General features: G+C 59.7%; 18 protein-coding genes and 1 tRNA gene. 18 read left to right on the top strand and 1 reads right to left on the bottom strand.

The genetic code is table 11. The features are described 5' to 3' along the window. The first annotated feature begins 60 nt into the window (after window positions 1-60). From L0U81_RS14735 to rplL, 7 genes are all read left to right on the top strand, one after another. Window positions 61-136: transfer RNA gene (locus L0U81_RS14735), tRNA-Trp, on the top strand. 35 nt (window positions 137-171) lie between these two features. Then, entirely contained in the window at window positions 172-552 is a 381-nt protein-coding gene (gene secE / locus L0U81_RS14730; protein ID WP_233803757.1) for a preprotein translocase subunit SecE, read from the top strand. Window position 553: 1 nt separating this feature from the next. Next, a complete protein-coding gene (gene nusG, locus L0U81_RS14725) occupies window positions 554-1,111 on the top strand; it encodes a transcription termination/antitermination protein NusG (protein WP_008922975.1) in 558 nt (185 codons plus the stop codon). 162 nt (window positions 1,112-1,273) lie between these two features. Next, complete coding sequence (gene rplK / locus L0U81_RS14720; protein WP_008922976.1) at window positions 1,274-1,705, top strand: 50S ribosomal protein L11; 432 nt, start codon at window positions 1,274-1,276, stop codon at window positions 1,703-1,705. Then, window positions 1,706-2,404: a 50S ribosomal protein L1 gene (rplA, locus tag L0U81_RS14715; RefSeq protein WP_233803755.1), complete on the top strand. Its 699-nt coding sequence runs from the start codon at window positions 1,706-1,708 to the stop codon at window positions 2,402-2,404. It begins immediately after the preceding gene. Window positions 2,405-2,707: 303 nt separating this feature from the next. Next, window positions 2,708-3,211, top strand: coding sequence for a 50S ribosomal protein L10 (rplJ, locus tag L0U81_RS14710; protein ID WP_169499938.1), 504 nt, complete (start codon window positions 2,708-2,710; stop codon window positions 3,209-3,211). Between the two features lie 63 nt (window positions 3,212-3,274). Next, complete coding sequence (gene rplL / locus L0U81_RS14705) at window positions 3,275-3,652, top strand: 50S ribosomal protein L7/L12 (RefSeq protein ID WP_167045402.1); 378 nt, start codon at window positions 3,275-3,277, stop codon at window positions 3,650-3,652. A gap of 33 nt (window positions 3,653-3,685) precedes the next feature. Here rplL and L0U81_RS14700 read toward each other — a convergent pair whose 3' ends face one another. Next, entirely contained in the window at window positions 3,686-3,898 is a 213-nt protein-coding gene (locus tag L0U81_RS14700) for a hypothetical protein (protein ID WP_233803753.1), read from the bottom strand. Window positions 3,899-4,022: 124 nt separating this feature from the next. On the opposite strand from L0U81_RS14700, the gene rpoB reads away from it, so the two are divergent. From rpoB to rplW, 11 genes are all read left to right on the top strand, one after another. Continuing rightward, window positions 4,023-8,129 carry a DNA-directed RNA polymerase subunit beta gene (gene rpoB, locus L0U81_RS14695; RefSeq protein WP_233803751.1) on the top strand — a complete coding sequence of 1,369 codons (4,107 nt, stop codon included), beginning with the start codon at window positions 4,023-4,025 and terminating at the stop codon, window positions 8,127-8,129. Window positions 8,130-8,150: 21 nt separating this feature from the next. Beyond that, a complete protein-coding gene (rpoC, locus tag L0U81_RS14690; protein WP_233803749.1) occupies window positions 8,151-12,389 on the top strand; it encodes a DNA-directed RNA polymerase subunit beta' in 4,239 nt (1,412 codons plus the stop codon). Window positions 12,390-12,616: 227 nt separating this feature from the next. Then, window positions 12,617-14,464: a DNA helicase RecQ gene (recQ, locus tag L0U81_RS14685; protein ID WP_233803747.1), complete on the top strand. Its 1,848-nt coding sequence runs from the start codon at window positions 12,617-12,619 to the stop codon at window positions 14,462-14,464. 220 nt (window positions 14,465-14,684) lie between these two features. Further along, a complete protein-coding gene (gene rpsL, locus L0U81_RS14680) occupies window positions 14,685-15,065 on the top strand; it encodes a 30S ribosomal protein S12 (RefSeq protein WP_006053290.1) in 381 nt (126 codons plus the stop codon). A gap of 181 nt (window positions 15,066-15,246) precedes the next feature. Beyond that, a complete protein-coding gene (gene rpsG, locus L0U81_RS14675) occupies window positions 15,247-15,717 on the top strand; it encodes a 30S ribosomal protein S7 (RefSeq protein ID WP_006053291.1) in 471 nt (156 codons plus the stop codon). A gap of 132 nt (window positions 15,718-15,849) precedes the next feature. Then, entirely contained in the window at window positions 15,850-17,952 is a 2,103-nt protein-coding gene (gene fusA / locus L0U81_RS14670; RefSeq protein ID WP_233803745.1) for an elongation factor G, read from the top strand. Between the two features lie 48 nt (window positions 17,953-18,000). Continuing rightward, window positions 18,001-19,191, top strand: a complete 1,191-nt coding sequence (gene tuf / locus L0U81_RS14665) for an elongation factor Tu (protein ID WP_187636117.1) — start codon at window positions 18,001-18,003, stop codon at window positions 19,189-19,191. 127 nt (window positions 19,192-19,318) lie between these two features. Next, entirely contained in the window at window positions 19,319-19,630 is a 312-nt protein-coding gene (rpsJ, locus tag L0U81_RS14660; RefSeq protein WP_006998489.1) for a 30S ribosomal protein S10, read from the top strand. A gap of 201 nt (window positions 19,631-19,831) precedes the next feature. Continuing rightward, complete coding sequence (gene rplC / locus L0U81_RS14655; RefSeq protein WP_230563899.1) at window positions 19,832-20,491, top strand: 50S ribosomal protein L3; 660 nt, start codon at window positions 19,832-19,834, stop codon at window positions 20,489-20,491. Next, window positions 20,491-21,111 carry a 50S ribosomal protein L4 gene (gene rplD, locus L0U81_RS14650; protein ID WP_008923346.1) on the top strand — a complete coding sequence of 207 codons (621 nt, stop codon included), beginning with the start codon at window positions 20,491-20,493 and terminating at the stop codon, window positions 21,109-21,111. The genes rplC and rplD overlap by 1 nt, the downstream gene beginning before the upstream one ends. Next, entirely contained in the window at window positions 21,108-21,422 is a 315-nt protein-coding gene (rplW, locus tag L0U81_RS14645; protein WP_008923345.1) for a 50S ribosomal protein L23, read from the top strand. Before rplD ends, rplW begins: the two co-directional genes overlap by 4 nt. The last annotated feature ends 2 nt before the right edge of the window (window positions 21,423-21,424 follow it).

The raw sequence follows: 21,424 nt of genomic DNA, 5'->3' as shown, positions 1-21,424 counted from the left end.
AGGCAGTTCTCGATAATCGGTTGTATCGGGGTTGGCGGTGTCGTCAGTCCCAAATGGTTTAGGGGTATAGCTCAACTGGCAGAGCGTCGGTCTCCAAAACCGAAGGTTGGGGGTTCGATTCCCTCTGCCCCTGCCAACTATCGCGTCGTAGTGGCGCTTCGTTAAGGTATTATGGCGAATCCTTCCGTCGAAACTGTAAATACATCCGGCGACAAGTTGATGTTGATCGCAGGTGTGTTGCTGGTCTTGGCCGGGTTCGTGGGGTTCTTCTGGCTAAGTGGCCAGGAATGGTACATCCGCGGAGCTGCCTTGGCTGTTGGTGCGATCGCGGGTGTTGCAGTCGGTCTTCTCTCAGCGCCAGGCAAGGGTTTTATCGCTTTCGCCAAAGACTCGTACAAAGAAGTCCGCAAGGTTGTTTGGCCCACTCGCAAAGAGGCCACCCAGACAACCCTCGTAGTGTTCGGCTTCGTAGTCGTGATGGCAATCTTTCTCTGGGTTTGTGATAAATCCATTGAATGGGCGATTTTCTCGGCGATTCTGGGTTGGAAATGATATGAGTGATACTCCGGCATCCCCGAGCGGTAAACGTTGGTACGTAGTGCACGCTTACTCCGGCATGGAGAAAAGCGTGCAACGAGCGCTTCAGGAGCGTATCGAGCGTGCCGGCATGCAGAACCAGTTTGGCCAGATCCTCGTTCCGACAGAAGAAGTTGTCGAGGTGAAGGGCGGTCACAAATCAGTGACAGAACGTCGGTTCTTTCCCGGCTACGTGCTGGTCGAAATGGAGATGACAGACGAAACGTGGCACCTTGTGAAGAATACGGCAAAGGTGACCGGTTTTGTCGGTGGGGCGCGTAATCGTCCGAGCCCGATTTCCCCTAGGGAAGTTGAAAAAATCATGTCGCAGATGCAGGAAGGCGTGGAGAAGCCGCGTCCGAAGACCCTGTTCGAAGTAGGCGAGATGGTGCGGGTGAAGGAAGGCCCGTTCACTGATTTCAACGGTAGCGTCGAAGAAGTGAACTACGAAAAGTCGCGAGTCCGTGTTTCCGTTACGATCTTCGGCCGCGCAACGCCGGTCGAGCTGGAATTCGGCCAGGTCGAAAAGTTGTGATCCAGATTTTACGGAACGCACCGCCCGGTGCGTTCCGTATTTCGCGCTTACGGTTCGCGTAATGGCCGTTGAGGAGCGTAACTAGCCGACTTTGTTGGCGAACACGCGCTACTACTCACTGAACGTTTGCACGCAAGCCTACGTTCCAAAGAGGTTCTCGAAATGGCAAAGAAAATCATCGGCTTTATCAAGCTGCAGATTCCTGCAGGTAAAGCCAACCCGTCGCCGCCGGTCGGTCCGGCACTAGGCCAGCGCGGCCTGAACATCATGGAGTTCTGCAAGGCGTTCAACGCGCAGACTCAAGCAATGGAACCGGGTCTGCCGATTCCTGTCGTGATTACGGCGTTTGCGGACAAGAGCTTCACGTTCGTCCTGAAGACGCCGCCGGCTACGGTTCTGATCAAGAAGGCAGCGAAGCTGGACAAGGGTTCCAGCAAGCCGCATACCGACAAGGTCGGCAAGATCACCCGCGCTCAAGCTGAAGACATCGCTAAGACCAAGATGCCCGATCTAACGGCTGCTGATCTGGACGCAGCGGTTCGTACGATCGCTGGTAGCGCCCGCTCGATGGGCATCACCGTGGAGGGCGTGTAAATGGCTAAGCTTTCGAAGCGTCTGCAAGCATTTGCAGCCAAGGTTGACCGTCAGAAGTTGTACCCGATCGAAGACGCTCTGTCGCTCGTGAAGGAATGCGCAAGCGCGAAGTTCGACGAGTCGATCGACGTCGCCGTACAACTCGGCATTGACGCGAAGAAGTCGGACCAAGTCGTTCGCGGCTCGGTCGTGCTGCCCGCGGGTACCGGTAAGTCGGTCCGCGTCGCTGTGTTCGCCCAGGGCGAAAAGGCTGAACAGGCTCGTGCAGCTGGTGCAGACGTGGTCGGTATGGAAGACCTGGCTGAACAGGTCAAGGCCGGCAACCTGAACTTCGACATCGTGATCGCTTCGCCGGACACGATGCGTATCGTCGGTACGCTCGGTCAGATCCTCGGCCCGCGCGGCCTGATGCCGAACCCGAAGGTCGGCACTGTCACGCCGGACGTCGCGACCGCGGTCAAGAATGCCAAGGCTGGTCAGGTGCAATTCCGTGTCGACAAGGCCGGTATTATCCACGCAACCATCGGCCGTGCTTCGTTCGAACCGACTGCTCTGCGCAACAACCTGAACGCGCTGATCGAAGCGCTGCAAAAGGCGAAGCCCGCAACGAGCAAGGGCGTGTACCTGCGCAAGGTCGCTCTGTCGAGCACGATGGGTGTTGGCGTTCGCGTCGACCAGACGTCGATCGCTGCACAGTAATGAATTTGGCCGCTCAGGTGCGAGCCGGAGCGGTTTGTAAGGGCTTTGGGCGGTTGCGAGGTGGCAGTCTGCATCGCGTAACCGGTTGTCAAAGACCGTTGGTGGGCACGCAGCAGGTAGGCGGGTCCTTAATGTAAAGCCAACGCAGATGGCGAACCCGAAAAGGTTTTGTAGTGATGAAGCCGTTGGATGTCCGTAGCGATGCGGGCTTTGTGCGGTCGAAATACTCCTGACTGGTCGGACGCCGTTATTGAACGCGGTACACAAGGCGCACGCTGCGTGTATCGAATCTGGAGGTTAACCGTGCCACTCAACAAAGAAAGCAAGCAGGCCGTCGTCGCTGAGGTTGCCGCGCAAGTCGCGAAAGCTCAGACCGTGGTTCTGGCTGAGTATCGTGGAATCGCGGTTGGCGATCTGACCAAGCTGCGCGCGAAAGCGCGTGAGCAACAGGTTTACCTTCGCGTGTTGAAGAACACGCTGGCGCGTCGCGCTGTCGAAGGTACCCCGTTTGCTCCGCTGGCAGAGCAGATGACTGGCCCCCTGATCTACGGCATCTCGGAAGATGCAATTGCTGCTGCTAAGGTCGTCAATGACTTCAGCAAGAGCAATGACAAGTTGGTCATCAAGGCTGGTTCCTACGAAGGCAAGGTGATGGACAAGGCTGGCGTGCAAGCGCTGGCGAGCATCCCGAGCCGCGAAGAACTGCTCTCCAAGCTGTTGTACGTTATGCAGGCACCTGTTTCTGGCTTCGCGCGCGCTCTGGCCGCGCTGGCTGAAAAGAAACAAGGCGAAGAAACCGCTGCGTAATGCACTTCAGTCGAGCGTGATTGATCGCTGGCTGTATCCGAATTCAATTTAGGAGTATTTCAAATGGCAATCGCAAAAGAAGACATCCTCGAAGCCGTAGGCTCGATGTCGGTTCTGGAACTGAACGAGCTGGTTAAGGCGTTCGAAGAAAAGTTTGGCGTGTCGGCAGCAGCTGTTGCAGTGGCAGGCCCGGCAGGCGCAGGCGGCGGCGCTGCTGCTGCTGAAGAGCAGACCGAATTCACGGTCATCCTGGCTGAAACCGGTGCAAACAAGGTCTCGGTCATTAAGGCTGTTCGCGAACTGACGGGTCTCGGCCTGAAGGAAGCGAAGGATCTGGTCGATGGCGCACCGAAGCCCGTTAAGGAAGCGGTACCCAAGGCTGCGGCTGAAGAAGCTAAGAAGAAGCTGGAAGAAGCCGGCGCGAAGGTTGAAATCAAGTAAGTTTCAACGCGCTGTGCGAAGGCTGGCGGTTTTTCACCGCCGGCCTTTTTGTGCTTTGTGGGGGCTGCGTTTTTGCAGGCGTATGCCGGCGAGGGCGTAATCCCAAGAAGCCAAAGAAAATCGCCAATGGTCAACATTGACCGGCGCTTCTCTTTGTCTTCTGAAGCGACTGCAGAAGGCAAGTTTGGTCGGGTAGCGGGCAACACAGGCATCCGCTGCCGTCAGCCAGCGGTTGGTAGCGGCCAACCACCAAGCTTCTAGGCTCGTTCAAGCCATCGGACGGCCATCGGGTCTCAGTCGGTGAACACTCGGGTTGTCTCATCAAGGTATCCTGCCTCGACAACTATGCCCGCCGTGATTCGGAGATCGTATGCAATATTCCTTCACCGAGAAGAAGCGTATTCGCAAGAGTTTTGCGAAGCGCCCCATCGTTCACCAAGTACCTTTCCTGCTGGCTACCCAGCTTGAATCATTCAGCACGTTTCTGCAAGCAGATACGTTGTCTACGCAACGCAAGCCGGAAGGCCTGCAGGCAGCGTTTACCTCCGTTTTCCCGATCGTTTCGCATAACGGCTTCGCGCGCCTCGAGTTCGTCAGCTACATGCTGTCGCCGCCGGCATTCAACATCAAGGAATGCCAGCAGCGCGGTCTGACGTACTGCTCGGCGTTGCGCGCCAAGGTGCGTCTAGTGCTGCTCGACAAGGAATCGCCGAGCAAACCGGTCGTCAAGGAAGTGAAGGAACAGGAAGTGTACATGGGCGAAATTCCGCTCATGACGCCGACCGGTTCGTTCGTCATCAATGGCACTGAACGTGTGATCGTTTCGCAGCTGCACCGTTCGCCGGGCGTGTTCTTCGAACACGACAAAGGCAAGACGCACAGCTCGGGCAAGCTGCTGTTCTCGGCACGTATCATTCCTTACCGCGGCTCGTGGCTCGACTTCGAGTTTGACCCGAAGGACGTGCTGTACTTCCGCGTCGACCGTCGCCGCAAGATGCCGGTGACGATCCTGCTGAAGGCGATCGGCCTTACGCCGGAACAGATCCTCGCAAACTTCTTCGTGTTCGACAATTTCACGCTGATGCCGGAAGGCGCGCAGATGGAATTCGTGCCGGAGCGTCTGCGTGGCGAAGTCGCGCGCTTCGATATCACGGACCGCGACGGCAACGTGATCGTCCAGAAGGACAAGCGGATCAACGCCAAGCACATTCGCGACCTCGATAACGCGAAGACCAAGTTCATTTCGGTACCGGAAGACTATCTGCTCGGCCGCGTGCTCGCGAAGAACGTAATCGATGGCGATACTGGTGAAGTCATCGCGAACGCCAACGACGAAATCACCGAATCGGTGCTCGAGAAGCTGCGCGAAGCGAAGATCAAGGACATCCAGACGCTCTACACGAACGATCTGGACCAAGGTCCGTATATCTCCTCGACGCTTCGCATCGACGAAACGGCCGACAAGATGGCCGCGCGCATCGCGATCTACCGAATGATGCGTCCGGGCGAGCCGCCCACCGAAGAAGCAGTCGAGGCGCTGTTCAACCGTCTCTTCTACAGCGAAGAAGCGTACGACCTGTCGAAGGTGGGTCGTATGAAGTTCAATCGCCGGGTTGGCCGTGACGAAATCGTCGGCCCGATGACGCTGCAGGACGACGACATCCTCGCGACGATCAAGATCCTGGTCGAGCTGCGCAACGGTAAGGGCGAAGTCGACGACATCGACCACCTCGGCAACCGTCGTGTGCGTTGCGTCGGCGAACTCGCGGAGAACCAGTTCCGCGCGGGCCTTGTGCGTGTCGAACGTGCTGTGAAGGAACGCCTCGGCCAGGCCGAAAGCGAAAACCTGATGCCGCACGACCTGATCAACTCGAAGCCGATTTCGTCGGCAATCCGCGAGTTCTTCGGTTCGTCGCAGCTGTCGCAGTTCATGGACCAGACCAACCCGCTGTCGGAAATCACGCACAAGCGTCGTGTTTCCGCACTGGGCCCGGGCGGTCTGACGCGCGAACGCGCAGGCTTTGAAGTCCGCGACGTGCACCCGACCCACTACGGCCGCGTGTGCCCGATCGAGACGCCGGAAGGTCCGAACATCGGCCTGATCAATTCGCTCGCTCTGTACGCGCACCTGAACGAATACGGCTTCCTCGAAACGCCGTACCGCAAGGTCACGGACGGCAAGGTTACCGACCAGATCGACTATCTGTCGGCGATCGAAGAAGGCCGTTACGTGATCGCTCAGGCGAACGCGGCGGTGGCCGACGACGGCACGCTGACCGACGAACTCGTGTCGTCGCGTGAAGCGGGCGAAACGCTGATGGTCACGCCGGACCGCATCCAGTACATGGACGTGGCGCCGTCGCAGATCGTGTCGGTCGCAGCTTCGCTGATTCCGTTCCTCGAACACGACGACGCGAACCGCGCGTTGATGGGCTCGAACATGCAGCGTCAGGCTGTGCCGTGTCTGCGTCCGGAAAAGCCGGTCGTCGGTACGGGCATCGAGCGCACCGTGGCGGTCGACTCGGGCACGACGGTTCAGGCACTGCGTGGCGGTGTGGTCGATTACGTCGACGCGGGCCGTATCGTGATTCGCGTGAACGACGATGAAGCGGTCGCGGGTGAAGTCGGTGTCGACATCTACAACCTGATCAAGTACACGCGTTCGAACCAGAACACGAACATCAACCAGCGTCCGATCGTGAAGATGGGCGACAAGGTTGCGCGTGGCGACGTGCTGGCTGACGGCGCATCGACCGATCTGGGCGAGCTCGCGCTCGGTCAGAACATGCTGATCGCGTTCATGCCGTGGAACGGCTACAACTTCGAAGACTCGATCCTGATCTCGGAGAAGGTCGTTGCGGACGACCGCTACACGTCGATCCACATCGAAGAACTGAACGTCGTTGCTCGCGATACGAAGCTCGGACCGGAAGAAATCACCCGCGACATCTCGAACCTCGCAGAAGTGCAGCTTGGCCGTCTCGACGAGTCGGGCATCGTGTACATCGGCGCGGAAGTCGAAGCGGGCGACGTGCTGGTCGGCAAGGTCACGCCCAAGGGCGAAACCCAGCTGACGCCGGAAGAAAAGCTGCTGCGCGCGATCTTCGGTGAGAAGGCGTCGGACGTGAAGGACACGTCGCTGCGCGTCCCGTCGGGCATGAGCGGCACTGTGATCGACGTGCAGGTGTTCACGCGTGAAGGCATCCAGCGCGACAAGCGCGCGCAACAGATCATCGACGATGAACTGAAGCGCTATCGCCTCGACCTGAACGACCAGCTGCGTATCGTGGAAGGCGATGCGTTCCAGCGTCTCGCGCGTATGCTCGAAGGCAAGGTGGCGAACGGCGGTCCGAAGAAGCTCGCGAAGGGCACGAAGATCGAGCGCGCTTACCTCGAAGATCTGGACCACTATCACTGGTTCGACATCCGCCTCGCGGATGAAGAAGCAGCGGCCCAGCTCGAAGCGATCAAGAACTCGATCGAAGAGAAGCGCCACCAGTTCGACCTCGCGTTCGAAGAGAAGCGCAAGAAGCTCACGCAAGGCGACGAACTGCCGCCGGGCGTGCTGAAGATGGTCAAGGTGTATCTGGCGGTGAAACGCCGTCTGCAGCCTGGCGACAAGATGGCAGGTCGTCACGGTAACAAGGGTGTGGTGTCGAAGATCGTCCCGATCGAAGACATGCCGTACATGGCCGACGGCCGTCCGGCTGACGTCGTTCTGAACCCGCTCGGCGTGCCGTCGCGGATGAACGTGGGTCAGGTTCTCGAGGTGCATCTGGGTTGGGCCGCGAAGGGTCTCGGCTGGCGTATCGGCGAAATGCTGCAGCGTCAGGCGAAGATCGCTGAACTGCGCGAATTCCTGACCAAGATCTATAACGAGTCGGGCCGCGCCGAAGAGCTGGACAGCTTCTCCGACGACGAAATCATCGAACTGGCGAAGAACCTGCGCGAGGGCGTGCCGTTTGCGACGCCGGTGTTCGACGGTGCGACGGAAGAAGAAATGTCGCGCGCGCTGGATCTGGCATTCCCGGACGACATCGCGCAGAACCTCGGCATGACGCCGTCGAAGAACCAGGTGCGGCTGTTCGACGGCCGCACGGGCGAGATGTTCGAACGGACGGTGACGGTCGGCTACATGCACTACCTGAAGCTGCACCACCTGGTCGACGACAAGATGCACGCGCGTTCCACGGGCCCGTACTCGCTCGTCACGCAGCAGCCGTTGGGCGGTAAGGCGCAGTTCGGTGGCCAGCGTTTCGGTGAAATGGAAGTGTGGGCGCTCGAAGCGTACGGCGCATCGTACGTGCTGCAGGAAATGCTGACGGTCAAGTCGGACGACGTGACGGGCCGGACCAAGGTTTACGAGAACCTGGTCAAGGGCGATCACGTGATCGATGCCGGCATGCCTGAGTCGTTCAACGTGTTGGTGAAGGAAATCCGGTCGCTGGGTATCGACATCGACCTGGACCGGAACTAATCGGACTACTGGAGAGAAGCGATGAAAGCTTTGCTCGATCTATTCAAGCAAGTCCAACAACCTGAAGTTTTTGACGCGATTAAGATCGGTCTGGCTTCGCCGGACAAGATCCGTTCGTGGTCGTTCGGTGAAGTCAAGAAGCCGGAAACCATCAACTACCGCACGTTCAAGCCGGAGCGCGATGGTCTGTTCTGCGCGAAGATTTTCGGTCCGATCAAGGACTACGAATGCCTTTGCGGCAAGTACAAGCGCCTGAAGCACCGTGGCGTGATCTGCGAGAAGTGCGGCGTCGAAGTGACGCTCGCGAAGGTGCGTCGTGAACGGATGGGCCACATTGAGTTGGCCTCGCCGGTCGCGCACATCTGGTTCCTGAAGTCGCTGCCGTCGCGTCTGGGCATGGTGCTCGACATGACGCTGCGCGACATCGAGCGCGTGCTGTACTTCGAAGCATATGTGGTGATTGATCCGGGCATGACGCCGCTCAAAGCGCGGCAGATCATGACCGAAGAGGATTACTACAACAAGGTCGAGGAATACGGCGACGAATTCCGTGCAGAGATGGGCGCGGAAGGTATTCGCGAACTGCTGCGCGCGATCAACATCGACGAGCAGGTCGAAGTGCTGCGCACGGAGCTCAAGAACACCGGCTCTGAAGCGAAGATCAAGAAGTACGCGAAGCGCCTGAAGGTGCTCGAGGCGTTCCAGCGTTCGGGCATCAAGCCGGACTGGATGGTCCTCGAAGTGCTGCCGGTGCTGCCGCCGGAACTGCGTCCGCTGGTGCCGCTCGACGGCGGCCGTTTCGCGACGTCGGACCTGAACGATCTGTATCGCCGCGTGATCAACCGTAACAACCGGTTGAAGCGTCTGCTCGAGCTGAAGGCACCTGAAATCATCGTCCGCAATGAAAAGCGGATGCTGCAGGAAGCCGTCGACTCGCTGCTCGACAACGGCCGTCGCGGCAAGGCGATGACCGGCGCGAACAAGCGTCCGCTGAAGTCGCTCGCCGACATGATCAAGGGTAAGGGCGGTCGCTTCCGTCAGAACCTGCTCGGTAAGCGTGTCGACTACTCGGGCCGTTCGGTGATCGTGGTCGGCCCGACGTTGAAGCTGCACCAGTGCGGTCTGCCGAAGCTGATGGCGCTCGAACTGTTCAAGCCGTTCATCTTCAACAAGCTCGAAGTGATGGGTGTCGCTACCACCATCAAGGCTGCGAAGAAGGAAGTCGAGAACCAGACGCCGGTCGTGTGGGACATCCTCGAAGAGGTCATCCGCGAACATCCGGTCATGCTGAACCGTGCGCCGACGCTGCACCGTCTCGGCATCCAGGCGTTTGAGCCGGTGCTGATCGAAGGTAAAGCAATCCAGCTGCACCCGCTCGTTTGCGCGGCGTTCAACGCTGACTTCGACGGTGACCAGATGGCCGTTCACGTGCCGCTGTCGCTCGAAGCGCAGATGGAAGCGCGCACGCTGATGCTCGCGTCGAACAACGTGCTGTTCCCGGCTAACGGCGATCCGTCGATCGTGCCGTCGCAGGATATCGTGCTGGGTCTGTACTACGCGACGCGTGAAGCAGTGAACGGCAAGGGCGAAGGTCTGACGTTCACGGGCGTGTCGGAAGTGCTGCGCGCGTACGAGAACAAGGAAGTCGAGCTTGCCTCGCGCGTCAACGTGCGGATCACCGAAATGGTCCACAACGAAGACAAGTCGGAAGGTGCGCCGGCGTTCGTGCCGCAGATCACGCTGTACGCAACCACGGTTGGCCGCTCGATCCTGTCGGAAATCCTTCCGCCGGGTCTGCCGTTCTCGGTGCTGAACAAGCCGCTGAAGAAGAAGGAAATCTCGCGCCTGATCAACACGGCGTTCCGCAAGTGCGGTCTGCGCGAGACGGTGATTTTCGCCGACCAGCTGATGCAGTCGGGCTTCCGTCTGGCAACGCGTGCTGGTATTTCGATCTGCGTCGACGACATGCTCGTGCCGCCGCAGAAGGAAACCATCGTTGGCGACGCCGCGAAGAAGGTGAAGGAATACGACCGTCAGTACATGTCGGGTCTTGTCACCGCACAGGAACGCTACAACAACGTGGTTGACATCTGGTCGGCAACGTCGGAAGCGGTCGGCAAGGCGATGATGGAGCAGCTGTCGACGGAGCCGGTCACGGACCGCGACGGCAACCAGACGCGTCAGGAGTCGTTCAACTCCATCTACATGATGGCGGACTCGGGCGCTCGTGGTTCTGCGGTTCAGATCCGTCAGCTGGCCGGTATGCGCGGCCTGATGGCGAAGCCGGACGGCTCGATCATCGAGACGCCGATTACGGCGAACTTCCGCGAAGGTCTGAACGTGTTGCAGTACTTCATCTCGACCCACGGCGCACGTAAGGGTCTGGCTGATACGGCACTGAAGACCGCGAACTCGGGTTACCTGACGCGTCGTCTCGTCGACGTGACGCAGGATCTGGTCGTCGTCGAGGAAGATTGCGGCACGTCGAACGGCGTGGCGATGAAGGCGCTCGTGGAAGGCGGTGAAGTGGTCGAAGCGCTGCGTGACCGTATTCTGGGTCGTGTGGCCGTGGCTGACATCGTCAACCCGGAATCGCAGGAAACGCTGTTCGAAACGGGCACGCTGCTCGACGAAGACGCGGTCGAAGACATCGAACGCCTCGGCATTGACGAAGTGCGCGTGCGCACGCCGCTCACCTGCGAAACGCGCTACGGTCTGTGCGCGGCCTGCTATGGTCGCGACCTCGGCCGCGGCTCGCGCGTGAACGTCGGCGAAGCGGTCGGCGTGATCGCGGCGCAGTCGATCGGTGAACCGGGCACGCAGCTCACGATGCGTACGTTCCACATCGGTGGCGCGGCGTCGCGTGCGGCGGTGGCTTCGTCGGTCGAAGCGAAGTCGAACGGTACGGTGCGTTTCACGTCGACGATGCGTTACGTCACGAATGCGAAGGGCGAGCAGATCGTCATCTCGCGTTCGGGCGAAGCGATGATCACCGACGATCACGGCCGCGAGCGCGAGCGTCACAAGGTGCCGTACGGCGCCACGCTGCTGCAGCTCGACGGTGCGCAGATCAAGGCCGGCACGCAACTGGCTACTTGGGATCCGATGACGCGTCCGATCATCACCGAGTACGGTGGTACGGTGAAGTTCGAGAACGTCGAGGAAGGCGTGACCGTCGCGAAGCAGATCGACGACGTGACGGGTCTGTCCACGCTCGTCGTGATTGACGTGAAGCGTCGTGGTTCGCAGGCGTCGAAGACGGTACGTCCGCAGGTGAAGCTGCTCGACGCGAACGGCGAGGAAGTGAAGATCCCGAACACCGAGCACTCGGTGCAGATCGGCTTCCAGGTCGGCGCGCTGATCACCGTCAAGGACGGTCAGCAGGTGCAGGTCGGTGAAGTGCTCGCACGTATCCCGACCGAATCGCAGAAGACGCGTGACATTACCGGTGGTCTGCCGCGTGTGGCGGAACTGTTCGAAGCACGTTCGCCGAAGGACGCGGGTATCCTGGCGGAAGTCACGGGTACGACGTCGTTCGGTAAGGACACGAAGGGCAAGCAGCGTCTCGTTATCACGGACCTCGAGGGCAATCAGCACGAGTTCCTGATCGCGAAGGAAAAGCAGGTTCTGGTGCACGATGGTCAGGTCGTCAACAAGGGCGAAATGATCGTCGACGGACCCGCGGATCCGCACGACATCCTGCGTCTGCAGGGCGTCGAGGCGCTGTCGCGCTACATCGTTGACGAAGTGCAGGACGTGTACCGTCTGCAGGGCGTGAAGATCAACGACAAGCACATTGAAGTGATCGTGCGTCAGATGCTGCGCCGCGTGCAGATTTCGGACAACGGCGATACGCGCTTCATCCCGGGCGAACAGGTCGAGCGGTCGGACATGCTCGACGAGAACGACCGTATGATCGCGGAAGACAAGCGTCCGGCAACGTACGAAAACGTGCTGCTCGGTATCACGAAGGCGTCGCTGTCGACCGATTCGTTCATCTCTGCGGCGTCGTTCCAGGAAACGACCCGCGTGCTGACCGAAGCGGCGATCATGGGCAAGCGCGACGATCTGCGTGGCCTGAAGGAAAACGTGATCGTCGGCCGTCTGATTCCGGCCGGTACCGGTCTCGCGTTCCACAAGGCGCGCAAGAGCAAGGAACTGGCCGACCGCGAGCGTTTCGATCAGATCGCAGCGGAAGAGTCGTTCGAATTTGGTGCGCCGGAAACCCCGGCTGCCGAACAACAGCACTCTGGCGAGTAAATGCGGGCGGCGCAAGCCGCCTCACCTGACGAGCCACGAAAGCCGCTCAGTTTCGACTGAGCGGCTTTTTTTATGCGTCTTTTTTGCGCGTGGATCGGTGCCGTGCGCCGACGCAGTCCTAGGCCGCATGGCTAACGTTGTCACAGAACGCGGGCGCGGCACGAATGCGTTGGTAAAATCCGTGTCACCGCCTGCGTGCCGTTCCCTTCGCCGTCTCTCTGGAATACATGTCCCGTCCGCTCGAAATCCTCAACGAAGTCTTTGGTTATCCCGCGTTCAGAGGACAGCAGGGCGAAATTGTCGAGCACGTCGCCGACGGCGGCGATTGCCTCGTGCTGATGCCGACGGGTGGCGGCAAATCGCTGTGCTATCAGATTCCGTCGCTGGTGCGACGCGAACGCGGCTTTGGAGCGGGCATCGTAGTGTCGCCGCTGATTGCGCTCATGCAGGACCAGGTGGCGGCGCTGACCGAAGTCGGCGTGCGCGCCGCGTATCTGAACTCGACGCTCTCGAGTGCCGAGGCGATTGCCACTGAGCGTGCGCTGCGCGACGGCGACATCGATCTGCTGTATGTCGCGCCGGAACGGCTGATGACACCGCGCTTTCAGGAGCTGCTCGAGCGCGCTCGCATCGGCCTTTTCGCGATTGACGAAGCGCACTGCGTGTCGCAATGGGGACACGATTTCCGTCCTGAATATATCCAGCTGTCGGTACTGCACGAGCGCTTTCCGAATGTGCCGCGCATCGCATTGACGGCCACTGCCGACGCGATTACGCGCGACGAAATCATTCACCGTCTCGCACTCGAGGATGCGCGCGTGTTCGTGTCCAGTTTCGATCGGCCGAACATCCGCTACCGCATCGCCGAAAAGGACAATGCGCGCACGCAGCTGCTCGACTTCATCCGCGCCGAGCATACGAAGCCTGATGGCACGACCGACGCGGGCGTCGTCTATTGCCTGTCGCGCCGCAAGGTCGAGGAAACCGCGGAGTGGCTGAAGGAAAAGGGCATGCGCGCGCTGCCGTACCACGCCGGCATGGAGTTCGAGGTGCGCCAGAAGCATCAGGAGATGTTCCAGCGCGAGGAAGGTATCGTCATGTGCGCGACGATTGCTTTTGGCATGGGCATCGACAAACCCGACGTGCGGTTCGTCGCGCATCTGGATCTGCCAAAGAGCGTCGAAGGCTACTACCAGGAGACCGGTCGCGCGGGGCGCGACGGGCTGCCGTCGAACGCGTGGATGGCCTACGGGCTTGGCGACGTCGTGCAGCAGCGCAAAATGATCGACGAATCGGAAGCCGACGAAGCGCACAAGCGCGTCCAGACCGGCAAGCTCGACGCGCTGCTTGGCCTGTGCGAAACGGCGACCTGCCGGCGCGTGCGCCTGCTCGCGTACTTTGGTGAAACGAGCCAGCCGTGCGGAAACTGCGATAACTGCCTCGAGCCGCCGCCGACGTGGGATGCGACGCGCGAGGCTCAGATGGCGCTGTCGTGCGTGTTTCGCGCGCAGCGGGCGAGCGGCTTTCATTTCGGCGCCGGACATCTGATCGATATTTTGCGCGGCAGCCGCACCGAGAAAATCCTGCAGCGCGGCCACGAGAAGCTCACCACGTTCGGTATCGGCGCGGCGCTCGGCGAGCCGGAATGGCGCGCGGTGTTCCGCCAGCTAGTCGCGTTCGGCTATCTGACGGTCGACCACGAAGGTTTCGGCTCGCTCGTGCTGACCGAGGCGAGCAAGGCAGTGCTCAAGGGTGAGCAGACGGTGACGATGCGCCGCTACGTTAAGCCGACGCGCACGCGCCAGTCGTCGGGGCGCACGAGTGAGCGCGCCGATCCGACGATCGGCATGGGTCCGCGCGAGCGCGCGCGCTGGGAGCGTCTGCGCATGTGGCGCACTGAAACCGCCAAGAGCGACGGCGTGCCGGCTTACGTGATTTTCCATGACGCGACGCTCGCGGAAATCGCCCGTCTCGGCCCCGATTCGATTGACGATTTGCGCGGCATTCCGGGCATGGGAGCGCGTAAACTCGATCGTTTCGGCTACGAATTGCTGCATGTCGTAGCCGCAGACTGAGCTCATCTGGCTTCTTCGCCAGATTGACAGGGGTGCGAAACATTGCAACCTGTTGACTCCCTTAGTATTTTCGGAATATTATGCTAGGTTCCGGTTCTTGGAATGCCTGCGCGCGGCTTCAATTCGTGCGTGAGCAGGCCAGTCGGAAGTTCGATGCGCAGGCGTTTTCGCTTTGCCCGGAAACAGATGCGTCGATTTTGTTCAATTTCAGGAATAAACAATGCCAACCATCAATCAACTGGTTCGCAAAGGCCGCACGTCGGAAACGACGAAGAGCAAGAGCCCGGCTTTGCAGGACTGTCCCCAGCGTCGCGGCGTGTGCACCCGTGTGTACACCACGACGCCGAAAAAGCCGAACTCGGCGCTCCGTAAGGTCGCCAAGGTTCGTCTGACGAATGGCTTCGAAGTCATTTCGTACATCGGTGGTGAAGGCCACAACCTGCAGGAACACTCGGTCGTGCTGATTCGCGGCGGCCGTGTGAAGGACTTGCCGGGTGTGCGTTACCACATGGTTCGCGGCTCGCTGGATACCCAGGGCGTCAAGGATCGTAAGCAGGCTCGCTCGAAGTACGGTGCGAAGCGTGCCAAGGCTGGCAAGTAATTCGCCAGTCGCAAGTAGTTTCAGGTCGCCTGCAAAGGCGGTAAATGCGATGGTGCCGGAATCGCCGGTGCTATCGAGTAAGTGGTCACCCGACCAGGCTGGTTAGTCTTACGGATGAATCGGGTTAGTTGGTGGCCGCGGGGCTGCAAACAGCTCCAACTGAAAAGGTAAAGGAAGAAACATGCCGCGTCGTCGCGAAGTCCCCAAGCGGGAAGTGTTGCCGGATCCGAAGTTCGGCAACGTTGATGTAGCAAAATTCATGAACGTGCTGATGCTCTCCGGCAAGAAGTCGGTTGCCGAGCGTATCGTGTACGGCGCTTTCGAACAGATCCAGACCAAGGGTGGCAAGGACCCGCTGGAAGTGTTCACGGTGGCGCTCAACAACGTCAAGCCGGTGGTCGAAGTGAAGAGCCGCCGCGTTGGTGGTGCGAACTATCAGGTTCCGGTCGAAGTGCGCCCGTCGCGTCGTATGGCATTGGCGATGCGTTGGCTGCGTGAGGCCGCGAAGAAGCGCAGCGAGAAGTCGATGGCCCTGCGTCTGGCAGGTGAACTCTCCGAAGCGGCCGAAGGCCGTGGCGGCGCGATGAAGAAGCGCGACGAAGTTCACCGGATGGCAGAAGCCAATAAGGCGTTCTCGCACTTCCGTTTCTAAGCTACCGGACCCCGGGTTTAGCGGAAAAGCGGAAAGAAATTCCGGGCGGGTGCGCTTCAAAGGCGCCTCGCCCGTTTGTGTTACAGCGCGATGGGTATCTCTCGCATCGCGTCATCCCAATAGAGGCTCAAAGTGGCTCGCAAGACTCCTATCGAGCGCTACCGTAACATCGGTATTAGCGCTCACATCGACGCCGGCAAGACGACGACGACCGAGCGCATTCTGTTCTACACGGGCGTGAACCACAAGATTGGTGAAGTTCACGACGGCGCTGCCACCATGGACTGGATGGAGCAGGAACAGGAACGCGGCATCACGATTACTTCCGCTGCTACCACGGCATTCTGGAAGGGCATGGCGGGCGACCGCGCCGAGCACCGCATCAACATCATCGACACCCCGGGCCACGTCGACTTCACGATCGAAGTCGAGCGCTCGATGCGCGTGCTCGACGGCGCGTGCATGGTGTACTGCGCTGTGGGCGGCGTGCAGCCCCAGTCGGAAACCGTGTGGCGTCAGGCTAACAAGTACAAGGTTCCCCGTCTCGCGTTCATCAACAAGATGGACCGTACCGGCGCGAACTTCTTCAAGGTCTACGACCAGCTCAAGCTGCGTCTGAAGGCGAACCCGGTTCCGGTCGTGGTGCCTATCGGCGCTGAAGAGAGCTTCACGGGCGTCGTCGATCTGATGAAGATGAAGGCGATCATTTGGGACGACGCGTCCCAAGGTACCAAGTTTTCGTACGAAGAAATTCCGGCTGAGCTCGTCGACACGTGCAACGAATGGCGTGAAAAGATGGTCGAAGCCGCGGCTGAAGCGAACGAAGAAATGATGAACAAGTACCTCGAGTCAGGTGAGTTGACCGAAGAGGAAATCCTCAAGGGCTTGCGCGACCGTACGATCGCTTGTGAAATCCAGCCGATGCTGTGCGGCACCGCGTTCAAGAACAAGGGTGTGCAGCGCATGCTGGACGCCGTGCTTGACTTCCTGCCGTCGCCGGTCGACATCCCGCCGGTGACCGGCGAGTTGGAAAACGGTGAAAAGGCTGAGCGCCGCGCTGCCGACGATGAAAAGTTCTCGGCTCTGGCATTCAAGATCATGACCGACCCGTTCGTTGGTCAGCTGATCTTCTTCCGTGTGTATTCGGGCGTCGTGAATTCGGGTGATACGGTGCTGAACGCGACCAAGGACAAGAAGGAACGTCTGGGCCGTATTCTGCAGATGCACGCGAACCAGCGCGAAGAAATCAAGGAAGTGCGCGCCGGTGACATCGCTGCCGCAGTGGGTCTGAAGGAAGCGACCACGGGCGACACGTTGTGCGATCCGCAAAACCCGATCGTGCTTGAACGCATGATTTTCCCGGAGCCGGTGATTTCGCAGGCTGTCGAGCCGAAGACGAAGCCTGACCAGGAAAAAATGGGTCTGGCACTGAATCGTCTGGCGCAGGAAGATCCGTCGTTCCGCGTTCAAACGGATGAGGAATCGGGCCAGACCATTATTTCGGGTATGGGCGAGCTCCACCTCGAAATCCTGGTTGACCGTATGAAGCGCGAATTCGGCGTGGAAGCGACCGTTGGCAAGCCGCAAGTTGCTTACCGCGAAACGATTCGCGGCAAGGCGGAAGACGTTGACGGCAAGTTCGTCAAGCAGTCGGGCGGCCGCGGTCAGTACGGTCACGCAGTCATTACGCTTGAACCCAACGAGCAGGGCAAGGGTTACGAGTTCCTCGACGAAATCAAGGGCGGCGTGATTCCGCGTGAATACATCCCGGCAGTCGACAAGGGTATCCAGGAAACGCTGAAGGCTGGCGTGCTGGCAGGCTTCCCGGTCGTTGACGTGAAGGTTCACCTGACGTTCGGTTCGTACCACGACGTTGACTCGAACGAAAATGCGTTCCGCATGGCCGGTTCGATGGCGTTCAAGGAAGCAATGCGCAAGGCAAGCCCGGTCATCCTCGAACCGATGATGGCTGTGGAAGTCGAAACGCCGGAAGACTACATGGGCAACGTGATGGGCGACCTGTCGGGCCGTCGCGGTATCGTCCAGGGCATGGAAGACATGGTTGGTGGCGGCAAGATCGTTCGCGCCGAAGTGCCGCTGTCGGAAATGTTCGGCTACTCGACGTCGCTGCGTTCGCTGACGCAAGGTCGTGCAACGTACACGATGGAGTTCAAGCACTACGCCGAAGCTCCGCGTAACGTGTCGGAAGCGATCATCAACGCGAAGTCGAAGTAATCGCGCGGCAAAGTCATTCAACGATTAACTTTCTGAAAGAAGAGAAACATGGCTAAAGGTAAATTCGAACGGACCAAGCCGCACGTGAACGTGGGCACGATCGGTCACGTTGACCACGGCAAGACCACGCTGACGGCAGCGATCACGACGGTTCTGACGCAGAAGTTTGGTGGCGAAGCGAAGGCGTACGACCAGATCGACGCTGCGCCGGAAGAGAAGGCGCGTGGTATTACCATCAACACCGCGCACGTCGAGTACGAAACGGCTAACCGCCACTACGCACACGTCGACTGCCCGGGCCACGCTGACTACGTGAAGAACATGATCACGGGCGCGGCACAGATGGACGGCGCAATCCTGGTGTGCTCGGCCGCTGACGGCCCGATGCCGCAAACGCGTGAGCACATCCTGCTGGCGCGTCAGGTTGGCGTTCCGTACATCATCGTGTTCCTGAACAAGTGCGACATGGTGGACGATGCCGAGCTGCTGGAGCTCGTCGAGATGGAAGTCCGCGAACTTCTGTCGAAGTACGACTTCCCGGGCGACGACACGCCGATCATCAAGGGTTCGGCCAAGCTGGCGCTGGAAGGCGACAAGGGTGAGCTGGGCGAAGTGGCGATCATGAACCTGGCCGACGCGCTGGACACGTACATCCCGACGCCCGAGCGCGCGATTGACGGTTCGTTCCTGATGCCGGTGGAAGACGTGTTCTCGATCTCGGGTCGTGGCACGGTGGTGACGGGTCGCGTGGAGCGCGGCGTCGTCAAGGTCGGTGAAGAAATCGAAATCGTCGGTATCAAGCCGACGGTGAAGACGACCTGCACGGGCGTGGAAATGTTCCGCAAGCTGCTCGACCAGGGTCAGGCAGGCGACAACGTTGGTATCCTGCTGCGCGGCACGAAGCGCGAAGACGTGGAGCGTGGCCAGGTTCTGGCCAAGCCGGGTTCGATCAACCCGCACACGCACTTCACGGCTGAGGTGTACGTGCTGAGCAAGGACGAAGGCGGCCGTCACACGCCGTTCTTCAACAACTACCGTCCGCAGTTCTACTTCCGTACGACCGACGTGACGGGCTCGATCGAGCTGCCGAAGGACAAGGAAATGGTGATGCCGGGCGACAACGTGTCGATCACGGTGAAGCTGATCAACCCGATCGCGATGGAAGAAGGTCTGCGCTTCGCAATTCGCGAAGGCGGCCGTACGGTCGGCGCTGGTGTCGTCGCAAAGATCATCGAGTAAAATCGAAGTTTGCTATAGAAGTATGCAGTGCTCGGGTCCGGGCACTCGCTCTCCGCGAGCGCCCGGGCCTACGTTCTTTTTCTAATCGGCGGTGCAATATCGCCTCGCTCTTTTCAAGGAATTCGTCATGCAAAACCAGAAAATCCGCATTCGTCTGAAGGCTTTCGACTATCGCTTGATCGATCAATCGGCAGCTGAAATCGTCGACACGGCAAAGCGGACTGGCGCAATCGTTCGTGGTCCGGTGCCCCTGCCGACCCGCATTCAACGCTTCGACATCCTGCGTTCGCCGCACGTCAACAAGACATCGCGCGACCAGCTCGAAATCCGCACGCACCAACGTCTGATGGACATCGTCGACCCGACGGACAAGACCGTTGACGCGCTGATGAAGCTGGATCTGCCGGCTGGCGTGGACGTTGAAATCAAGCTGCAGTAAGGCTTCCAGCCCTTGTCCGGCAAGCCGGGCAGCGCTAAGTCATTGATTGCTTGCGGAAAACGAAAAGGCTCGCTATACTGGTGAGCTTTTCGCGCATTTGCGTAAAAAAGTCGGCGTGCTGCAGCATGGTTTCATGCCCGAAACGGCGCCGGCATTTTGTAAATTAGCCCCGACCAATCGCAGTCGGGAATGGAGAAAACGATGAGCCTTGGACTCGTAGGTCGCAAGGTTGGCATGACCCGTATCTTCACGGCTGAAGGGGATTCGATTCCCGTCACCGTGCTGGACGTGTCCGACAACCGCGTGACGCAGATCAAGACTGTTGAAACCGACGGCTACACGGCCGTGCAGGTTGCGTTCGGTACGCGCCGTGCATCGCGCGTGACGAAGCCGTTGGCAGGTCATCTCGCCAAAGCCGGCGTTCAAGCCGGTGAAATCCTCAAAGAATTCCAGATCGATGCCGCTAAGGCTGCCGAGTTGTCGAACGGCACCGTGGTTGGTCCCGAGTTGTTCGAAGTGGGCCAGAAGGTCGACGTGCAAGGCGTGTCGATCGGTAAGGGCTACGCCGGTACCATCAAGCGTTACAACTTCTCGTCTGGCCGTGCATCGCACGGTAACTCGCGCTCGCACAACGTGCCGGGCTCGATCGGTATGGCGCAGGATCCGGGTCGTGTTTTCCCGGGTAAGCGCATGACCGGTCACATGGGTGACGAGAAGGTAACGGTGCAAAACCTCGAAATCGCTCGTATCGACGCTGACCGCAAGCTGCTGCTGGTCAAGGGCGCCGTTCCGGGTGCGAAGGGTGGCAAGGTATTCGTTACGCCGGCCGTGAAGACGCGTGCCGTGAAAGGAGCGAAATAATGGAACTTAAGCTCCTGAATGCCAATGGTCAGGAAGGTGCAGGCGTTAGCGCGTCGGACGTCGTGTTCGGCCGCGATTACAACGAAGCCCTGATTCACCAGGTGGTGGTTGCGTACCAGGCGAATGCCCGTAGCGGCAACCGCGCGCAGAAGGATCGTGAGCAGGTCAAGCACACGACCAAGAAGCCGTGGCGCCAGAAGGGTACGGGGCGTGCCCGTGCCGGTATGTCGTCGAGCCCGCTGTGGCGCGGCGGTGGTCGGATCTTCCCGAATTCGCCGGAAGAAAACTTTTCGCACAAGGTCAACAAGAAGATGCATCGTGCAGGCCTCTGCTCGATCTTCTCGCAGCTGGCCCGCGAAGGCCGCATCTCGGTGGTCGATGAGCTGACGCTCGAGGCGCCGAAGACGAAGCTGCTGGCCGAAAAATTCAAGGCGATGGGTCTCGACTCCGTGCTGGTGATTACCGACACGGTTGACGAAAACCTGTACCTCGCGTCGCGCAACCTCGCCCACGTGGCGGTTGTCGAGCCGCGTTACGCCGACCCGCTGTCGCTGATCTACTTCAAGAAGGTTCTGATCACGAAGGCTGCGGTCGCCCAGATCGAGGAGTTGCTGTCATGAGCGAGATTCGCAAGAACGATCATCGTTTGATGCAGGTCCTGCTCGCGCCGGTGGTCTCCGAAAAGGCGACGCTGGTTGCCGACAAGAACGAGCAGGTTGTGTTCGAAGTCGCGCCGGATGCCACGAAGCAGGAAGTGAAGGCTGCAGTCGAGCTGCTGTTCAAGGTGGAAGTCGATTCCGTCAACGTGCTGGTCGCGAAGGGCAAGGCCAAGCGCTTTGGTCGCTTCATGGGCAAGCGCAAGGACGTGAAGAAGGCGTACGTCTGCCTGAAGCCCGGCCAGGAAATCAACTTTGAAGCGGAGGCCAAGTAATC

This window comes from Paraburkholderia sp. HP33-1, from assembly GCF_021390595.1.
Taxonomy (GTDB): Bacteria; Pseudomonadota; Gammaproteobacteria; order Burkholderiales; family Burkholderiaceae; genus Paraburkholderia.
This window is presented reverse-complemented; position numbering and strand designations above follow the sequence as displayed.